Annotated in this window: 19 protein-coding genes and 1 tRNA gene; 9 read left to right on the top strand and 11 right to left on the bottom strand. The window is 41.5% G+C overall.

Annotation, left to right across the window (positions count from 1 at the left end; all coding sequences use genetic code 11):
- The first annotated feature begins 43 nt into the window (after positions 1-43).
- Genes waaF through rfaC form a run of 3 tightly spaced genes read left to right on the top strand, consistent with a single transcriptional unit; the run spans position 44 to position 2,939 of the window.
- On the top strand, positions 44-1,084 hold the full coding sequence (gene waaF, locus KP713_RS06900) for a lipopolysaccharide heptosyltransferase II (protein WP_215770228.1): 1,041 nt from the start codon (positions 44-46) through the stop codon (positions 1,082-1,084).
- Positions 1,081-1,986, top strand: a complete 906-nt coding sequence (locus KP713_RS06895) for a DMT family transporter (RefSeq protein ID WP_215770227.1) — start codon at positions 1,081-1,083, stop codon at positions 1,984-1,986. The genes waaF and KP713_RS06895 overlap by 4 nt, the downstream gene beginning before the upstream one ends.
- Complete coding sequence (gene rfaC, locus KP713_RS06890; RefSeq protein WP_215770226.1) at positions 1,983-2,939, top strand: lipopolysaccharide heptosyltransferase RfaC; 957 nt, start codon at positions 1,983-1,985, stop codon at positions 2,937-2,939. The genes KP713_RS06895 and rfaC overlap by 4 nt, the downstream gene beginning before the upstream one ends.
- A 43-nt stretch (positions 2,940-2,982) precedes the next feature.
- On the opposite strand, the gene KP713_RS06885 is transcribed toward rfaC, so the two are convergent.
- Positions 2,983-4,206 carry an MFS transporter gene (locus tag KP713_RS06885; protein WP_140519611.1) on the bottom strand — a complete coding sequence of 408 codons (1,224 nt, stop codon included), beginning with the start codon at positions 4,204-4,206 and terminating at the stop codon, positions 2,983-2,985.
- 179 nt (positions 4,207-4,385) lie between these two features.
- A tRNA-Ser gene (locus tag KP713_RS06880) sits at positions 4,386-4,475 on the bottom strand.
- 124 nt (positions 4,476-4,599) lie between these two features.
- Between KP713_RS06880 and dauA the strand changes: the two genes are divergently transcribed.
- The 5 genes from dauA to dusC all read left to right on the top strand — a co-directional run bounded on the left by dauA (position 4,600) and on the right by dusC (position 9,670).
- On the top strand, positions 4,600-6,342 hold the full coding sequence (gene dauA / locus KP713_RS06875) for a C4-dicarboxylic acid transporter DauA (protein WP_215770225.1): 1,743 nt from the start codon (positions 4,600-4,602) through the stop codon (positions 6,340-6,342).
- A 70-nt stretch (positions 6,343-6,412) separates the two neighbouring features.
- On the top strand, positions 6,413-7,129 hold the full coding sequence (gene rph / locus KP713_RS06870) for a ribonuclease PH (RefSeq protein WP_215770224.1): 717 nt from the start codon (positions 6,413-6,415) through the stop codon (positions 7,127-7,129).
- Between the two features lie 22 nt (positions 7,130-7,151).
- The gene (pyrE, locus tag KP713_RS06865; RefSeq protein ID WP_215770223.1) at positions 7,152-7,793 is read left to right on the top strand and encodes an orotate phosphoribosyltransferase; all 642 of its coding nucleotides are present in this window, start codon (positions 7,152-7,154) and stop codon (positions 7,791-7,793) included.
- 78 nt (positions 7,794-7,871) lie between these two features.
- Positions 7,872-8,738, top strand: coding sequence for a co-chaperone DjlA (gene djlA, locus KP713_RS06860; protein ID WP_005636320.1), 867 nt, complete (start codon positions 7,872-7,874; stop codon positions 8,736-8,738).
- Positions 8,738-9,670: a tRNA dihydrouridine(16) synthase DusC gene (dusC, locus tag KP713_RS06855; protein WP_215770222.1), complete on the top strand. Its 933-nt coding sequence runs from the start codon at positions 8,738-8,740 to the stop codon at positions 9,668-9,670. The genes djlA and dusC overlap by 1 nt, the downstream gene beginning before the upstream one ends.
- 39 nt (positions 9,671-9,709) lie before the next feature.
- Here the strand turns inward: dusC and rpoH are convergent, their stop codons facing one another.
- From rpoH to KP713_RS06810, 9 genes are all read right to left on the bottom strand, one after another.
- A complete protein-coding gene (gene rpoH, locus KP713_RS06850) occupies positions 9,710-10,555 on the bottom strand; it encodes an RNA polymerase sigma factor RpoH (protein ID WP_005632815.1) in 846 nt (281 codons plus the stop codon).
- A 137-nt stretch (positions 10,556-10,692) separates the two neighbouring features.
- Positions 10,693-11,004 (bottom strand): DUF2322 family protein, encoded by a 312-nt coding sequence (locus KP713_RS06845; protein ID WP_215770221.1) that lies wholly within the window; start codon positions 11,002-11,004, stop codon positions 10,693-10,695.
- A 32-nt stretch (positions 11,005-11,036) separates the two neighbouring features.
- Positions 11,037-11,744 carry an urease accessory protein UreF gene (locus KP713_RS06840; protein WP_215770220.1) on the bottom strand — a complete coding sequence of 236 codons (708 nt, stop codon included), beginning with the start codon at positions 11,742-11,744 and terminating at the stop codon, positions 11,037-11,039.
- Positions 11,729-12,274, bottom strand: a complete 546-nt coding sequence (gene ureE / locus KP713_RS06835) for an urease accessory protein UreE (protein WP_215770219.1) — start codon at positions 12,272-12,274, stop codon at positions 11,729-11,731. Before ureE ends, KP713_RS06840 begins: the two co-directional genes overlap by 16 nt.
- 250 nt (positions 12,275-12,524) lie before the next feature.
- The gene (locus KP713_RS06830; protein WP_215770218.1) at positions 12,525-13,145 is read right to left on the bottom strand and encodes a glutathione S-transferase; all 621 of its coding nucleotides are present in this window, start codon (positions 13,143-13,145) and stop codon (positions 12,525-12,527) included.
- 37 nt (positions 13,146-13,182) lie between these two features.
- Positions 13,183-14,901, bottom strand: a complete 1,719-nt coding sequence (ureC, locus tag KP713_RS06825) for an urease subunit alpha (RefSeq protein ID WP_215770217.1) — start codon at positions 14,899-14,901, stop codon at positions 13,183-13,185.
- An 11-nt stretch (positions 14,902-14,912) separates the two neighbouring features.
- Entirely contained in the window at positions 14,913-15,218 is a 306-nt protein-coding gene (gene ureB, locus KP713_RS06820; RefSeq protein ID WP_215770216.1) for an urease subunit beta, read from the bottom strand.
- A 22-nt stretch (positions 15,219-15,240) separates the two neighbouring features.
- Positions 15,241-15,543: an urease subunit gamma gene (gene ureA / locus KP713_RS06815; protein WP_005688619.1), complete on the bottom strand. Its 303-nt coding sequence runs from the start codon at positions 15,541-15,543 to the stop codon at positions 15,241-15,243.
- Positions 15,544-15,683: 140 nt separating this feature from the next.
- Entirely contained in the window at positions 15,684-16,262 is a 579-nt protein-coding gene (locus KP713_RS06810; protein WP_215770215.1) for a TetR/AcrR family transcriptional regulator, read from the bottom strand.
- 170 nt (positions 16,263-16,432) lie between these two features.
- Between KP713_RS06810 and KP713_RS06805 the strand changes: the two genes are divergently transcribed.
- The gene (locus KP713_RS06805) at positions 16,433-18,496 is read left to right on the top strand and encodes a TonB-dependent receptor (RefSeq protein ID WP_215770214.1); all 2,064 of its coding nucleotides are present in this window, start codon (positions 16,433-16,435) and stop codon (positions 18,494-18,496) included.
- Position 18,497 lies beyond the last annotated feature (1 nt).

Here is an 18,497-nt window from a genome sequence, read left to right as displayed (position 1 = left end):
AATCTCGGTATTTTTGACCGCACTTTTATCTGAAAGACAGAAAATGAATATTCTAATTATTGGCCCATCTTGGGTTGGCGATATGATGATGTCGCACAGTTTGTACCAGCAACTGAAAATTCAATATCCAAACTGCAATATTGATGTGATGGCACCGAATTGGTGTAAGCCTTTGCTTGCGCGTATGCCAGAGGTGCGTAAGGCGATTGAAATGCCATTAGGGCACGGAGCCTTTGAATTGGGAACGCGTTATCGTTTAGGGAAATCTTTGCGTGAACAATATGATATGGCGATTATTTTGCCTAATTCATTGAAATCTGCGTTTGTTCCTTTCTTCGCAAAAATTGCTCATCGTCGTGGTTGGAAAGGCGAAAGCCGTTATATTTTATTGAATGATTTACGAGCCAATAAAAAATATTATCCAATGATGGTGCAGCGTTATGTTGCATTGGCTTTTGAAAAAGATGCCGTACCAAAAGCTGATGATATTCCTGTCTTGAAACCCTATTTGACGGTTGAGCCAACGCGACAAGCTGAAACCTTAAAAAAATTTGAAAAACAAACCGCACTTTTAGGCGAGCGTCCAATTATTGGTTTTTGTCCCGGTGCAGAATTTGGCCCAGCAAAACGTTGGCCACATTATCATTATGCAAAATTAGCAGAAATGTTAATTACCCAAGGCTATGCGGTGGAGCTATTTGGTTCTGCTAAAGATGAACTAGTGGGCGAAGAAATTCGTCAAGCGCTGCCAGAAGAGTTGCGTGAGTTTTGTGTCAATTTAGCAGGAAAAACCAATTTAAATGAAGCAGTGGATTTAATTGCAAATTGTACGGCAGTCGTGACAAATGACAGTGGTTTAATGCATATTGCGGCAGCAGTTAATCGCCCATTGATTGCACTTTATGGACCAACTAGCCCGCAATATACGCCGCCGCTTTCGGATAAAGCAACGATTATTCGTTTAATTGAAGGTGGATTGATTAAAGTCCGTAAAGGCGATAAAGAGGGCGGTTATCATCAAAGTTTGATTGATATTACGCCAGAAATGGCATTAGAAAAATTAGAGGCATTATTAGCAAAATGACCCCTCTACGCATACATTTACAATTAATTGGAATGGTGATTTTATGGGGCGCCTCTTGGCCTTGGGGACGAGTGGTTGCCCAAGCTATGCCGACATTTGTTGCTTCAAGCGCGCGCTTTTTTTTCGCCATTATTCCACTCATTATTTGGCTATATGCGGCGAATCGTTTCAAATATGCTAAACAACTGCGACCTAATCAATGGGTGGGGTTATTGTTAACGGCTTTGCTTGGGATCTTTGGTTATTCGACTTTCTTTATTTGGGGTTTGAAATATGTTCCAGCAGGGCAAGGAACGATGGTCGTTGCCTCTAATCCCGTCTTTACGATGTTTTTTGCTATTTTATTATTTAAAGAAAAATGGAATCGCTGGGTTGTATTAGGGATGATTATTGCCATTAGCGGTTCTTTGTTAGCCATGACAAAATGGAATCCAACTAACCTCTTACAAAATTTTGGGTTCGGTCAAATGTTATTGCTTTGTGCTTTAGTTTGCTGGGTTGCTTATACTTTATTGGCTCGTAAAGTATTAATCGGAATTGATTCTCTCACTGCTACCACGATTTCTTCTACTTTTGGTTTTTTTATGCTGACGTTGGCAGCATTATGGACGGAAAGTGCGGAAGATTGGGCAAGCGTATTTCAATTAAATGGATCGCAATGGTTTAGTTTACTTGGTCTTGCATTTGGCTCAACGGTATTGGCTTATGCATGGTATTTTGATGGTGTGAAACACTTAGGGGCGGGCAATGCCTCGGCCTATATTATTCTTGTGCCGATTTTAGGCATTTTATTTTCAGCCGTTTGGTTGAATGAACAGGTGGATTCCTCCTTAATTATTGGGGGCATTTTAGCCGTATCTGGGCTTGGGATTATGCACTGGGGAAGAAGGTTAATTAAATGAAAGTATGCGTGATTAAGACTTCCTCTATGGGGGATATTATCCACACTTTGCCCGCCTTGACTGATGCACAAAAGGCGATCCCCAGTTTAAGCATTGATTGGGTGGTGGAAGAAAACTTTGCAGAAATTCCACGTTGGCATTCTGCCGTAAATCGCGTGATTCCTATTGCTTTTCGCCGTTGGCGTAAATCGCCTTTTTCCATTCAAACAAGAAATGAGTGGAAAAATTACCGCACTTTGTTGCAGGCTAAAAACTATGATGCGGTAATTGATGCGCAAGGACTCATTAAAAGTGCTTTATTTGCAACTCGTTTCGCTCAAGGTGTGAAACATGGCTATGATCGCCAAAGTATCCGAGAGCCGTTAGCGTCTTTTTTCTACGATAAAAAATATGCCATTTCTTATCAACAGCATGCTGTGGAACGAATTCGTCAGCTTTTTGCCCAAAGTTTAGGTTATGAATTACCTCAAGTTCAGGGTGACTATGATATTGCTCGTCATTTTCTTCATCAAACTTCAGAACAAAACTATGTGGTATTCATTCATTCTACAACTCGGGCAGATAAGCATTGGGAAGAATCAGAATGGCAAAAATTGATTGAAAAAATTACCGCACTTTCTGATTACGAAATTCGCTTGCCTTGGGGAAATGAACAAGAAAAAGCGCGAGCAGAGCGTTTGGCTCAAGTTGATTCTAAAGTGATTGTATTGCCGAAATTAACTTTAACGGAGCTTGCAAAACAGCTTGCGAGTGCAAAAGCCGTCGTGTCGGTGGATACAGGCTTGGCGCATTTAACTGCTGCTTTGGATAAGCCCAATATTACGCTTTATGGCGCAACGGATCCTAAATTGATTGGCTGTTATGGTAAAAATCAGCATTACTTATCGGCAAGTTCAATGAAAGAGATTTCAGCTGAACAAGTGTTATCACAATTGCTCCCTTTTATTTCATAAAAAATGCTCGCACTTGGCGAGCATTTTTATCTTTTATATTTTCTTAGTCTAAGGCTTTACCTTTTAATTCAGGGATTAAGAAAATTGTCGCTAACATATCAATTACGTAGATAATCGCAAGTAGGGCGATGGCAGTTTGGAAAGAGTAGGCGAGTACGACCGCGCCCACAACCACAGGTCCAAATCCTCCTACGGCACGACCAATATTGAAAAGTACGTTTTGTGCGGTTGCTCGAGCTTCTGTTGGGTAGGCTTCCGCCATTAATGCACCGTAACCGCCCATCATTCCGTTCACAAACATACCTAAAAATGCTCCAGCAAGAAGCATAATGTCAGGATCGGTAAGTTGTGAGTAAACCACGATACTTATCACTGCGCCTAATTGGAAAAGTAAGAAGCTTGGTTTGCGTCCGATGCGGTCAGCGAGTTGTCCGAAAATCCAAATTCCAGCCATCATGCCGCAGACGGTAACGGCTGTCCAAAGCCCAGATTTAGTTAAACTGAATCCAAGTTGTTTTGATAAGAAATTAGGTAGCCAAATCATAATGCCGTAATAACCGAAGTTTTGTACGGAGGTGAGCACAACGATACCAAGGCTAATTTTGCTCGTGGCTTTATCTTTAATAAGAAGCTGGAATGAACGTAATTTATCAGTAAAGCTAGATTGAGTTGAAAGTGCGGTTTGTTTTTGAGTGAAAATTTCAGGTTCGTGTAGATGAGAACGTAAGAACCAAGCGACAAATGCAGGGAAGATACCCACCAAGAACATTCCACGCCAGCCAATATGCGGGAGCAATAATGGTGTAAGTAATGCGGCACCTAACACACCTGCTTGCCAACCCAAGGCAACATAAGATGCTGCTTTCGCTCGGTGGCGTGCGGGCCATGCTTCTGCTGCTAGAGCCATCCCAATTCCAAATTCACCGCCTAAGCCAATGCCAGCAATTGTGCGATAAATCAGTAAATCCCAATAACCTTGTGCAATCGCACATAAACCAGTAAACACCGCAAAAAGAAGAATGGTCCAAGTAAGTACACGTACACGACCGTATTTATCGCTTAATGCACCAAATAAAATGCCGCCAAATACAGCACCAATAAGCGTCCATGTCACGAGAGAGCCACTCTGGGTGGGGGTTAGATTTAAGTCTGCGGAAATTGCACTCAGCATGAAACCTAAAATGAGAAGATCGAAACCGTCCATTGCATAGCCGACGGCAGAGCCAATTAAGGCTTTCCAGCCATAACTGTTTACTTTGTTTGTCATGATGTGTCCTTTTGTTACTCGCAGGTAACATTTAAAGTGAAAAGAGAGGTGATTAAAAATCGGTGCCTAGTTTACTGCATTGATGAAAAAATTCAATGAGCGTAACAAAAATAAGCAGAATAAAAAAACTGAATTTGAAGAAGAAAGAAAAGGGGAATGATTAGGGAATAAAATTAGGATGGCGGTGAGAAAGGGATTCGAACCCTTGATGCAGTTTCCCACATACACGCTTTCCAGGCGTGCTCCTTCAACCACTCGGACATCTCACCGTAAAAGGTGCGCAAACTATAAAGATTTGCTCCAGTTTAGTCAAGTTTTTTGCGCTAGAACATAAAAAACTTTTAAAAGTTTCGCTAGAATAACCGTACTTTATTTATCGTTTGTAGTTTTTTTATGCATATTAAAGCGTTATTTTCTAAAAATGTTTTTTTAGCCGTAAAACCCTTTAGCGCGCTGAAAGATTCTTTCCGTTTAGGTTATTCGAAAAAATCGCTGATTCGAGACATTATTTCAGGGTTGACCGTGGGGGTGATTGCAATTCCGCTTTCCATGGCTTTGGCTATTGCGAGTGGTGTGCCGCCACAACATGGTCTTTATACGGCAATTATTGCGGGTATCGTTATCGCGCTGACGGGTGGTTCTCGCTTTAATATATCTGGGCCTACAGCCGCTTTTGTTGTGATTCTATACCCTGTTACTCAACAATTTGGGCTAAGTGGTCTTTTGATGGCAACGTTGCTTTCTGGCCTCATTTTAGTTTTGATGGCGTTATTTCGTTTAGGGCGTTTAATTGAATATATTCCGTTGCCAGTCACCTTGGGGTTTACTTGCGGGATTGGTATTACTATTGGTACTTTGCAGATTAAGGATTTTTTGGGGCTTTCCATAGAAAAAATGCCGGCGCATTACCTTGCAAAAATCCAAACAATTTTTACCGCACTTCCTACGATAAATTGGGCTAATGCTTCGGTTGGAGCGGTAACACTATTAGTCCTGACTCAATGGCATAAATTGCGTTTGGCAGTGCCAGGGCATCTACCTGCCGTGATTATGGGGACGATTTTAGCTCTAGCATTACAGTATTTTGGTTTTGAGGTGGCGACGATTGGATCTGCATTCCAATATACTTTGCCTGATGGTTCCATTGGTCATGGGATTCCTAATGTATTGCCAGATTTTTCTCTGCCGTGGAATATTCCTGATGCGCAAGGTCAATTAATTCATTGGGATTTTAATAGCTTACAAGCTTTGTTACCTGCTGCTTTTTCAATGGCGGTATTGGGCGCAATCGAATCACTTCTTTGTGCAGTGATTTTAGATAACATGACTGATACTAAACATCACTCCAATAACGAGTTATTAGCGCAAGGCTTGGGGAATATCATTTCTCCGTTTTTTGGTGGGATTACGGCAACAGCTGCGATTGCTCGTTCTGCGGCTAATGTGAAATCAGGGGCGGTATCGCCAATATCGAGTGTCGTGCACGCAATACTTGTTTTATTCGCTTTACTTTTGTTTTCGCAAGCGCTTTCTTATTTGCCTTTGTCATCTATGGCTGCTTTGTTGTTGGTGGTGGCGTGGAATATGGCAAGTGTGCACGATATTATTTACCTTGCTCGCCGTTCAGGCAAAAATGAAATGGCGGTGTTGCTGACTTGTCTTATTTTGACTGTATTGTTTGATATGGTAATTGCGATTAGTGTCGGGGTGTTGCTTGCAAGTCTCTTGTTTATTCGGACGATTGCTGAGATGACAAAAGCCATTGAACACAATGCGCCTGAAGATTTAGATGATGTTTTGGTTTACCGAATTAGCGGTCCGCTTTTCTTTGCTGCTGCGGATAAATTATTTGCGGATTTGCATGATAGAACGGTTCATACCGATCATGAAATCCGACATATTGTGCTGCAATGTGATGCAGTGACCGTGCTTGATGCTGGTGGAATTCATGCGCTTACTCGATTTGTTCAACACATGTTGCCGCATCAACAACTTTACTTGTGCAATATGCAATTCCAGCCATTGAGAATGTTAGTTAAATCTAATTCTTCGCCAGATATTCAAAAAATTAATTTTGCGGCAGATTTAAACGAAACTTTCCATAAAATTCGTGACTTTGAAAAAACTACCCAATAATGAAAACTAAAGCGTGCTAGAATAGTGCGCTTTTTTATTACATCGTTCTAAACCATATCAAGGAATAATTATGCGTCCAAATAATCGAGAAAATAATCAACCCCGCCAAATTAAAATTACCCGTAACTACACCAAGCATGCTGAAGGTTCTGTGCTTGTTGAATTTGGTGATACCAAAGTGCTTTGTACTGCAACCGTGGAAGATGCTGTTCCGCGTTTCTTAAAAGGACAAGGGCAAGGTTGGGTCACGGCTGAATATGGAATGTTGCCACGTTCAACACATAGTCGCATGCAACGTGAGGCGGCTAAAGGTAAACAAGGTGGGCGCACAATGGAAATTCAACGTTTAATTGCCCGCTCTTTGCGCGCGATGGTGGATCTCAAAGCTCTTGGTGAACGTGCGATTACTTTAGATTGTGATGTTATTCAAGCGGATGGTGGCACACGAACTGCATCCATTACTGGTGCTGCAGTCGCATTATATGATGCGATCAATGGTTTAATTGAGAATGGTACGTTAAAAACTAATCCAATTAAAGGTTTAGTTTCGGCAATTTCTGTAGGGATTGTTGATGGTCAAGCTGTTTGTGATTTGGAATACGTAGAAGATTCTGCAGCGGAAACTGATATGAATGTTGTGATGATCGAAGATGGTCGAATGATTGAGGTGCAAGGCACTGCAGAAGGTGAGCCATTTAGCCATGAAGAATTATTAACATTATTAGATTTAGCGAAACAAGGCTGTAATCAAATTTTCATCGCTCAACGCGAAGCGCTAGGCTTATAAACACAGTTTATAGGGATTAAAAATGGAACAATATAAACGCGATTTTATCGAATTTGCTTTAAGCAGAAATGTATTGAAATTTGGAGAATTTACTTTGAAATCGGGGCGTAAAAGTCCGTATTTCTTCAATGCGGGTTTGTTTAATACGGGGGCAGATTTAGCGCGTTTAGGTGAGTTTTATGCTGCGGCAATTCAGGCAAGTGCGGTAGATTTTGATATTGTTTTTGGGCCCGCTTACAAAGGTATTCCAATTGGCACGTCAGTTTCGGTCGCGTTATTTAATCGTTATGGTATTGATAAGCCCGTGTGTTTTAATCGCAAAGAAATTAAAGATCACGGAGAGGGCGGTAATTTAATTGGTAGCCCATTGCAAGGAAAAATTTTGCTTGTGGATGACGTGATTACGGCTGGCACTGCGATCCGTGAATCTATGGAATTAATCAGTGCAAATAAGGCAGAGCTTGCGGCAGTATTGATCGCTCTAAACCGTAAAGAACGAGGAAAAGGTGAGCTTTCTGCAATTCAAGAAGTAGAACGTGATTATCAATGCCAAGTGCTATCAATTATTGATTTAGATGATTTGATGCAATTTATCGAACAAGATCCTCGATACAGTAGCCATTTGCCAGAAATGCGTGCTTATCGTGCTGAATTTGGCATATAAAACTTGAGAAATAAATTTTTGTCATCATTATAAATAGCATTATAAAAATAACCGCACTTTGACTTAACAGGGGAAAGAATGGGATTTATTGGAAAAATTATAGGCGTATTTTTAGGTTGGAAAGTAGGTGGATTTTTTGGTGCGATTGCTGGGCTCATTTTAGGTTCCATCGCAGATAAAAAATTGTATGAGCTTGGTTCGGTAAGTTCCAGTTTCTTTAAAAAGAAAACAACGCGTCAAGACTTGTTTATGCAAACCACCTTTGCGGTGCTAGGCCATTTAAGTAAATCGAAAGGGCGTGTAACAGAAGAAGATATCCAATTAGCTAATCAATTAATGATTCAGCTTAAATTGGATGATGCGGGGCGTAAATTAGCACAGGATGCGTTTCGTCGTGGTAAAGAATCTGATTTCCCGATTCGCCAAGTTATCCGTGAATTTCGCATTGGCTGTGGGCAACGTGCTGATTTATTACGAATGTTCTTACAAGTACAAGTTCAAGCGGCTTTTGCCGATTCAGAACTTCACGAAAATGAGAAAGAAGTGCTTTATGTGATCGCTGAAGAACTTGGTCTTTCTCGTATGCAATTTGAACAAATGATTGCGATGGAAATGGCTGCGCGGGCTTTTACTCAAGGAGGTTTCTATCAGCAATATCAACAAGGTGCATATCAAGGTGGCTACCAATATCAGCAACAAAATAGTGGTGGTTACCAACATGCTTCAGGTCCAACTTTAAACGATGCCTATAAAGTATTGGGTGTCACTGAGTCCGACGAGCAAAACACGGTTAAGCGCGCTTATCGTCGTTTAATGAATGAACACCATCCAGATAAACTCGTGGCGAAAGGTTTACCTCCAGAAATGATGGAAATGGCAAAAGAAAAAACTCAACAGATTCAAGCCGCTTACGATTTAATTTGTAAAGCAAAAGGCTGGAAATAGTGCGTGTTATTCTTGCGCCTATGCAAGGGGTTCTAGATCCCTTTGTGCGTCAACTTCTCACCGAAGTGAATGACTACGATTTATGTATAACAGAATTTGTGCGCGTAGTTGATCAACTTCTTCCTGAAAAAGTATTTTATCGTTTATGCCCTGAATTAAAAAATCAGGGCTTTACTTCTTCTGGCACGCCTGTGCGAGTGCAGTTGCTTGGGCAGCATCCAGAATGCCTTGCTGAAAATGCGATTCGAGCGATCGAGCTTGGTTCTCATGGCATTGATTTAAATTGTGGTTGCCCTTCTAAAACTGTGAATGGCAGCAATGGCGGTGCGGCATTATTGAAACAGCCTGAATTGATTTATCGTGCCACTCAAGCCTTACGCCAAGCCGTGTACAATGAGTTTCCTGTTAGTGTAAAAGTGCGGTTAGGCTGGGATGATATTTCTCAAGCCCTTGAAATCGCTGATGCGGTGGAGCAAGGGGGAGCAACCGAAATTACAGTTCATGGACGCACAAAAGCTGATGGTTATCGCGCTGATCGAATTAATTGGAAAAAAATTGGTGAAGTCCGAGAGCGTTTATCCATTCCTGTTATTGCTAACGGAGAAATTTGGCATTGGCAAGATGGGCAAGATTGCTTATCCCAAACAGGTTGTCAGGATTTAATGGTAGGACGAGGCGCGTTGAACATTCCGAATTTAAGTCATGTTCTGAAATCAAATGCAGAAAAAATGCCTTGGTGTGAGATTCAAAAAATCTTGCAAAAATATGCTAATGTTGAAAATGAATATGACAGTGGCTTTTATCATGTGGCACGAATTAAACAATGGTTACGTTATTTGAATAAGGAATATGATGAAGCGAACAAAGTGTTTGATAAGATTAAGACTTGCCAAACTGCTGAAGATTTGAAATTACGTTTAAATAATAAATAAAAAACCTGCTAATCAGCAGGTTTTCTTTTTCTAAATTATTTAAAAACTCACCGCACTTTTTAATTTTTTCAGTGCATTGGTTTCTAATTGACGGATACGTTCCGCAGAGACATTATATTTCGCTGCCAAGTCGTGCAATGTAGCTTTGTTATCATCTAACCAACGAGCTTTGATAATATCCTGACTACGCGCATCTAGACTTTGTAGCGCCGCACCTAATTGCTCGGTTGCTTGGCTTTCAAAGTTTTCATTTTCAAGCTCTGCTGCGAAATTAGAACTTTTATCTTCCAAATAAAGGGCGGGAGAATAAGTTTCTGTTTCTGCATCATCAGTAGGTAAATCAAAACCTACATCCGCACCGCTCATACGTGATTCCATTTCGATCACATCTTCTTTGGATACACCCAATTCATTTGCAACGAGATCAACTTCATTTTCATTGAACCAGCCTAAACGTTGTTTAGTTTTGCGTAGGTTGAAAAATAATTTACGTTGAGCTTTCGTGGTTGCGACTTTTACGATACGCCAGTTACGAAGAACATATTCGTGGATTTCAGCTTTAATCCAATGCACAGCGAATGACACCAAACGAACCCCAACTTCAGGGTTAAAACGTTTAACAGCCTTCATTAAGCCGATATTGCCTTCTTGGATTAGGTCAGCTTGAGGCAAACCATAGCCAGAATAGCCACGCGCAACATGGATCACGAAACGAAGATGCGACAAAATGAGTTTTTTCGCTGCATCTAAATCCTCGTGATAATACAAACGTTCTGCCAATTCCTTTTCTTCCTCTGCCGTCAGCATCGGATATTCATTTGCCGCACGAATATAACCTTCGATACTGCCTTGAGGAACTAACATCATTTGTGTTTCTTTATCCATCGTTTCCCTTCTTTATTTTGGCTTTTGCCAATCAATGAGCCTAGTTATAGCACAATAAGCTATCTTATTGAACCAATTTGTTAATAAGACAGGTTTTATCAATCAAAAGTTCAATTATTCTAAATAATTCTGATTAATTAGCAAAGTGGAATCAGGGTTAAATTAAGATTTTCATCAATGACTTTAAATAGTAAATCAATGTTCGGATGCTTGCCTGGATTCGCTTTTGCATCTTCGATGTGTTCTGCAAACCATTCAACGCCTTGTTGTGCGGAAGTGCGGTTTAATTTCCCGTTAAATTTTTCAGCCAATGCATTGTAAAGGCGAAGAGAACCTAATTTACCGGGTATGGCTGGAATGTTGTGGATAATCGTTTTACCATCCATCACATTTAAACCAGTTAAATGATCGATTTTGGGTAAGGTTTCTAAAATTTCTTTAAAGCTCATTTTGCTTTTCCTTAACTGTGTTTTCAATATTATTACGACATATAGAGTCGGGTATAAAGCGTTTCATGCTGGATAGCCCGAATATCATTCGCCAGCGTTGACGCACCAAGCCATTCTTCGTCGGGTTCAAGGCTTAATTCCACCGCCTGCACAAGAGAGCCTCGCAAGTCAAACAGAATATCTTGCCCATCCATTTGGCTGAGGGGAATTAGCTTTACGCCGTTAGTGATCGCACCGACTGCTGCGTTGTAGTAGAACGCATAGAGCGTGTCGGCTTTGGTTAACCCCATCGCTTGGGCGACCATTGCAAATACTATCGGAAAATAGCCCTGCACGCGTTTTTCGACAATCGCTTGTTGGTAAGTGGTGAGTAGCGTATGTGTTTCGTAGCGAATAAAAATTTTCAGCAAGCGTACACCGAGTTTGAAACTCCCTTCGCGACTTTCTCGTGCTATTTTGGTGGCAGAAAGTTGCCAATCCAGCTCACACAAGCGGTCGAAATTACCCTCACACATTGCATCGAATGCATGGGAAAGATACGCACCGTCGTTGTAAATCCAGTTCTGCAACAGCTGGGTTTGCACATATTCTTCGAGGGTCGCTTTGTTTTTTACTATACCTTGCTGGACAAAGGTTTCCAAGCCGTTGGAGTGATTAAATCCACCAATAGGTAAAGTGGGATCAACTAAGTGAAGCAACGCGCCTAAATCAGCAAGACTTCGGTTTAATGTTGGTGCCAATTTCCATCTCCGTGATGATGATAACCGTGATGATCGTGCGAATGCCCGTGCCATTGTGCAGAATTGGCCCTCAACGCTTGGCTTAAACGGCGTTCTGCTTTTTGTGGATTAAATCCCGCCGCTTGCAGCCACTCGAACATCGGCTTATCGTACGGCAATGTTACTTCATCACCATCTAAAAAGAGTGGCGAATGTTTATTACCGATCTCATAACAAGCCCGAGCCATTTCAGGCAAGGTTTTTGGTGATAATACAATCACTTCACTTGGTAAAATTTCAATCGCAATCACTAATTCATCGCTGATAAACACCACATCATCGTGTTTCAAGCGTTGCCCCTCTTTGAGCAAACGAAATGCTACTTCACGCCCCGTATTCGTCGTTTTACGCAGAATATTGCGCTCACTTTCATACCACTGCAATGCCACGCGTTCAATGGTTTGATGTGTAATTTTGCCTTCAGCTTGGAGGCTAGTTAAATCGCCCCAAATGGTATCCATAATGGGCAGAATAGGGTTGAGGATTTTCATTTTTGTATTACTTATTTTCTTCGCTAATTAAGGCTGCCAAATCTCCCCTCCCCCTCTTTGCTAAAGAGGGGATTTTCCTTATAAATTTGCTGTCATCTGACTAATTTATATTTACCATATCAAAGTAAAACAATGATATAAAATCTCACTCGTTTTGCCCCTCTTTAGCAAAGAGGGGGAGGGGAGATTTGGCAGAAGAAAATACGGAGAAATTAGATTATTTAGACCAGTTTCGTGACGCAAAAAATGGTTACAAAGTAGGCGTTGTCTCGCTTAAAACCTCATATTTTTCATTCATCTCTGCCGCCCAAGCGGTTAAATTTGGAAATTCTTTTGCAAGATCTAATCCAATTTTTTCTGCTCTAAACAAGAACCAATCAATGACTGCAACTGCCGTTAACGTTCCAATGTTTAATTCCGTGCCAAACGGTTTCAAGTCTTGCTCAAGTCTTACAAAACTTTGACGATTACGTTCAGTTAGTTGTTGATGGCGAGCTGTCCACCATTCACTTTCAGGGCGAAGCATTTTTTCAGCCATCATCGGCACGGTATTTTCCATAATGCCATCGGCTAAATTATGCAACGCTAACGCGGCCCAACGTGGCTTGCCGCTTTCTGGAATGAGTTTAGGCTCTACCTTGCCTTTTTGATCAAGATATTCACAAATCAGCAAACTGCCATAAAGCCAATTACCACAATTACGTTCTAACGCTGGCACTCTACCCAGAGGATTTGCCTGATTATGCGGAGAGCTTGCATCAAATGATGAACCAATTTTAATCAGTTCTGTTTTGTCTAAGAGTTGTTGATATTTCAACGTTACCAGCACTTTACGCACATACGGGCTAGTAGTGGAATACCAAAGTTTCATTGTAAATTCTCCTTAAAATTTGACCGTTCTTTTCTGCTTAGAACATAAAATATCGTTGTCCCAATGGCACCGTATCCACAGGTTCGCAAGTAATTAGCTCACCATCTACACGCACTTCGTAGCGTTCTGGATCCACCGTAATTTCAGGTGTTGCATTGTTGTGAACGAGATCTTTTTTACCCACGCTGCGGCAGCCTTTCACGGCAATGGTTTCTTTGTGTAAACCAAATTTCGCACGAATATCGGCTTTTTCAGCGGCTTGTGAAACGAAGAATACTGCAGTTTGTGCCGTTGCTAAGCCTTGTGCGCCGTACATTGGGCGGTAGAATACAGGTTGCGGCGTTGGAATTGAGGCATTAGGGTCCCCCATTTTGGCGTAGCTAATAAAGCCTTTTTTAATCACGACTTCGGGTTTTACGCCAAAGAACATCGGTTTCCATAACACGATATCCGCAATTTTACCCACTTCTAATGAACCGATATGATCCGCAATACCGTGTGCAATTGCTGGGTTGATGGTGTATTTCGCGATATAGCGTTTAATGCGGAAGTTATCGTTTCCTTCATTGCCTAACTCACCACGTTGCATTTTCATTTTATCTGCGGTTTGCCATGTACGAATAACGACCTCGCCAATACGTCCCATCGCCTGAGAGTCTGAACTCATAATTGAGAAAACGCCCATATCATGCAAAATATCTTCTGCCGCAATGGTTTCAGGGCGAATACGGCTATCGGCAAATGCGACATCTTCCGGTACGCGTTTATCTAAGTGATGGCAAACCATCAACATATCTAAGTGTTCATCAATGGTGTTTTTCGTAAATGGACGAGTCGGGTTGGTTGAAGCGGGTAAAACGTTTGGATACATTGCCGCTTTAATAATATCTGGCGCATGGCCACCACCAGCTCCTTCAGTGTGGAAAGTGTGAATCACACGTCCATCAATTGCTTTCATGGTATCTTCTAAAAAGCCACTTTCATTTAGCGTGTCAGTGTGAATTGCTACTTGAATATCCATTTCATCTGCTACTTTTAATGCAGAATCAATCACAGCAGGCGTTGCACCCCAGTCTTCATGGATTTTTAAACCTAATGCACCCGCTTCAATTTGTTCACGTAACGGTTCTAAAGTTGAACAGTTTCCTTTACCAAAAAAGCCTACGTTTACAGGCAATGCTTCTGCCGCTTGGAACATACGTTCCATATACCATGCACCAGGTGTACAAGTGGTCGCGTGTGTGCCGTCAGCCGGGCCTGTTCCGCCACCAATTAACGTAGTAACACCACTTTCAATCGCATGTTGTGCTTGTTGCGGACAAATAAAGTGAATGTGGGTATCGATACCGCCAGCGGTCGCAATTAAATGTGCACCGTTATGTACTTCTGTACTTGCGCCGATAATCATATTTGGCATGACGTTATCCATAGTGTCAGGGTTGCCTGCTTGTCCGATACCGACAATACGACCATCGCGAATACCAATGTCGGCTTTAATAATGCCTAATTTCGCATCAATGATCATCACGTTAGTGATCACAAAATCTAATACATTTGGATTATCACGAGTTACCGTACCACTTTGTGCCATGCCGTCGCGTACACTTTTACCGCCACCAAATTTACACTCATCGCCTTTGGTTAATAAATCTTGTTCAATGGTTGCCCATAAATTGGTATCGCCTAAACGGACTTTATCGCCAACGGTTGGGCCATAAGTTGCTACATATTGAGCTCTTGAAATTGTTAATGCCATCTTGCCCTACCTTATAATTTACCATCAATTTGATTATGGAAGCCGTAAATAGTTTGCGAGCCACCAAAAGCCACTAACTCGACTGATTTCACTTCACCAGGTTCAAAACGTACTGCGTTGCCAGATGGAACATTTAAGCGCATTCCGCGCGCTAAAGTGCGGTCAAATTTAAGGGCATTATTGGTTTCAAAAAAATGGTAATGCGAGCCAACTTGAATTGGGCGGTCGCCTGAATTGGTTACTTCGATTTTTACGGTTTTTCTACCGACATTGGCAATAATATTGCCTTCAGCTAATTGGTATTCGCCTGGAATCATAGTATTTAAATCCTTCTATCTTTTATCTAATCGGATTATGCACGGTAACAAGCTTTGTACCATCTGGGAAAGTGGCTTCAATCTGAACTTCATGAACCATTTCGGCTACACCCTCCATGACATCATCAACGGTTAAAAGCGTTGAACCATATTGCATCACTTCCGCTACACTCATTCCGTCTCTTGCCGCCTCTTGTAAATGGCTCGCAATATAAGCAATAGTTTCTGGATAATTTAATTTAACGCCACGTGCTTTGCGTTTTGCCGCCAACTCACCGGCTAAAAAGAGCATTAGTTTCTCTTGTTCTCTAGAGGTTAAATGCATATTGTTGTCCTTTATTTCAAATTTTTGATAGGTTGTTGGATTTTACGTAAAAATAGATAAATAAGAAAAGAATTTTAATAGAAACGTAGAATAAAGTAGCAAATAGTTTAGATATATGATGCGTAGAAATAATATTTTTATTAGGGGGCATATTGATAAGTGAGTCCATGCAAAAAAAGCTGTAATACATCTTTAAAGAGTTGTTGTTCTTTTCCTGAATAATGCTGTTGTAAGACGGAAGAATGAATCATTTCATCCATTTTTTGAATTAATACATCAATTAAAATTACAGGAAAATCATTACGTACGCTTTTACGTTGTTGTAGCGTACTAAAGAAATAGTGCATATAGTGGTATTTTTCCTGTGCCATTTGCCTAAAAAAGGCCTGTAAGGTTTCATCTTGATCATGGTTTAAGTCATGTAATACAGCAGCGGAGTATAGCGTGGCCATGGATTCTTGTTGCATCGTCAAAATCTGCTGGATCACCGTGGCTAAATCTGCCTCTGTGGCTAACAGTCTATCAAATTCCCGCCGCATATTATTTTTTTGTTCTTCAAAAATACTTTTCACTAAATCTTGCTTGGTGGGGAAATGTTTATAAAACGTTACTCGGCTCACCCCAGCTACCCGACAAATTTCTGCAACAGAGGTTAATTTCCAGCCTTGTTGATAAAACAGTTCAGTGGCAACCTGTTTCAAAAAAATATCTTTTTTCATGGTTCACTCCTTAAGGCTCAATAACATAGCCGAAAGCCTTTAATTGTCAAATATTAAATTTGAGAAAAATTCTTATTTACTTTCGTATTATAATTGTGTTAGGTTTACATTATTAATTAATTAATTTAAAAAGTGTAAACCTTAAGCCAAGATAAAGCCTAGGAGACCCCATGAACAAGTTATCCCCACGACTCAGCCTCATTAGCCTTTGCCTGATGAGTGCCTATTCCTTTTCAACTCATGCTGAAGAAAGTAAGCAGACTACAGTACTAGATGAAATCACTGTGACTGGTGAAAAATTCGAGCGTAGTCAATCCTCTACCGGTTCAAGCACCTCCGTGGTAACCTCCGAACAACTCAAACGAGAACCCAATTTACTGTCTGCGACCCAATTATTAAAACGCGATGTGAATATTTTAGACACCGGCTTGGGCAATGACTTACCTACTGTGCGTGGCGTTGACGGTTCTGGTCCGGCGGTCGGTGCGGTAGCATTTTTTGCTGGTTCACGTCCACGTTTAAATATGCAAATTGACGGTAGAACTTCTAGCTATAATGAACTAGCGTTTGGCACAAAATCTCTCTGGGATATGAAACAGGTGGAGATTTATCGTGGGGCGCAAAGCTATGCCCAAGGGCGTAACGCCATTGCCGGTGCGGTGGTCATGACCAGCAATGACCCAACGCAAGAATGGGAAGGCGCAGCGAAATTGAATATGGGAAATCATCGATTAACGCAAACAGCAGCCCTGATTTCAGGCCCTGTGGTGAAAGACGAATTAGCGTTTCGTTTAAGCGTAGATCATCAACAACGGGAAACTGCTGTAGATTTACCACATTACGATCCCGTCGGCAACCCGCGTTGGTTTAAAGCCACCAATACCCGCGTCAAATTACTCTGGACGCCGTCTGCGTTGCCAGATCTCTATAGCCGTTTAACGTTCAATCATTTAAACGCGCGAGCACCACAAAGTGAAACGGAATTACAACCTAATTCACCACGTTACACGCCGGAACGCCCGGTATTCCAAACACGCTCTGCTAGCACCATCTGGGACATTGGCTATCAACTCTCAGAGCGTTGGAAATGGGAAAATAAATTGGTTTACACCCACTTTATTCACGATAGAAAAACGACTTCGCCATTCAACACCGCATTGCCGCCAAATCGTCGAGGTGTTCCGGCTCGCGTTGATGGCAATGAATTCCAAATAGAACCCATTGTAAAATACGAAAGCGAAAAATACCGTGGTTTATTCGGTTTGTTCTATTTCAATGCGAAACAGGATGAAAGTGTTACGATGCTTAATGGACGCATTGCTCGCACGCCGATTACGACAAATTTTAATGATAAAACGAAAACTAAGGCGGCCTTTGGTGAAATTACCTTTACACCAGATATTCCGTTTGAATTGACGCTTTCTGCTCGCTATGAGCAGGAACATCATCAGCGTAAAGGCAAAAGTGCGATGTTTTCCATCAACCGGGATAAAAAATACAATGTCTTCCTGCCAAAAGCAGACATTGCATGGAAAATTAACGATGATCAACGCTTAGGCTTTAAAGTAGGCAAAGGTTATAATCCGGGCGGTGCCGGTGTGACTTTCGGTGTGCCGTACACCAGCTATGAATATGACGCGGAATATGTCTGGAACTACGAACTTTATCATCGTTGGACATCCACAGATAAACGCCTACGCATTAATAGCAACCTATTCTATAACGACTACAAAGACATGCAGTTACCGTTCACCCTTGGTCCGAATTCCATCGTGATCCGCAATGCCGATAAAGTCGTTACCTATGGTGCGGAAATCAATACCGAATGGCAAGCCACGGAGAAACTGGCACTCCACGCAGGCATCGGGATGTTAAAAACCGATATCAAACGTTATCCAAACAGCGGCATTGAAGGAAATAAACTCGCTCGTGCACCAAGTTTTAGTGGAAAAGTGGGGGCCAATTATCGTCTTCTTGACCATCTAGAAATTGGCACCAATTACAGCTACAACAGTAGTTATTATTCCACTGCCGACAACTTAGCCAATGGTAAAGTAGGGCATTATGACCAACTTGATGTTTATTTAGCGTACGACTTTAAGCATGCCAGAATCACGCTTTATGCCGACAACGTGCTTAACTCACGCAAAGATATCTTACTCGTACCGCGCTCTGGCGACATTACCCGTCAGCCGGAACGTCAAATTGGGCTTTCTACTGAGTTAAGATTTTAAG

Origin of the sequence: Haemophilus sp. SZY H36 (assembly GCF_018829625.1) — a bacterium.
GTDB lineage: Bacteria > Pseudomonadota > Gammaproteobacteria > Enterobacterales > Pasteurellaceae > Haemophilus > Haemophilus haemolyticus_K.
This window is presented reverse-complemented; position numbering and strand designations above follow the sequence as displayed.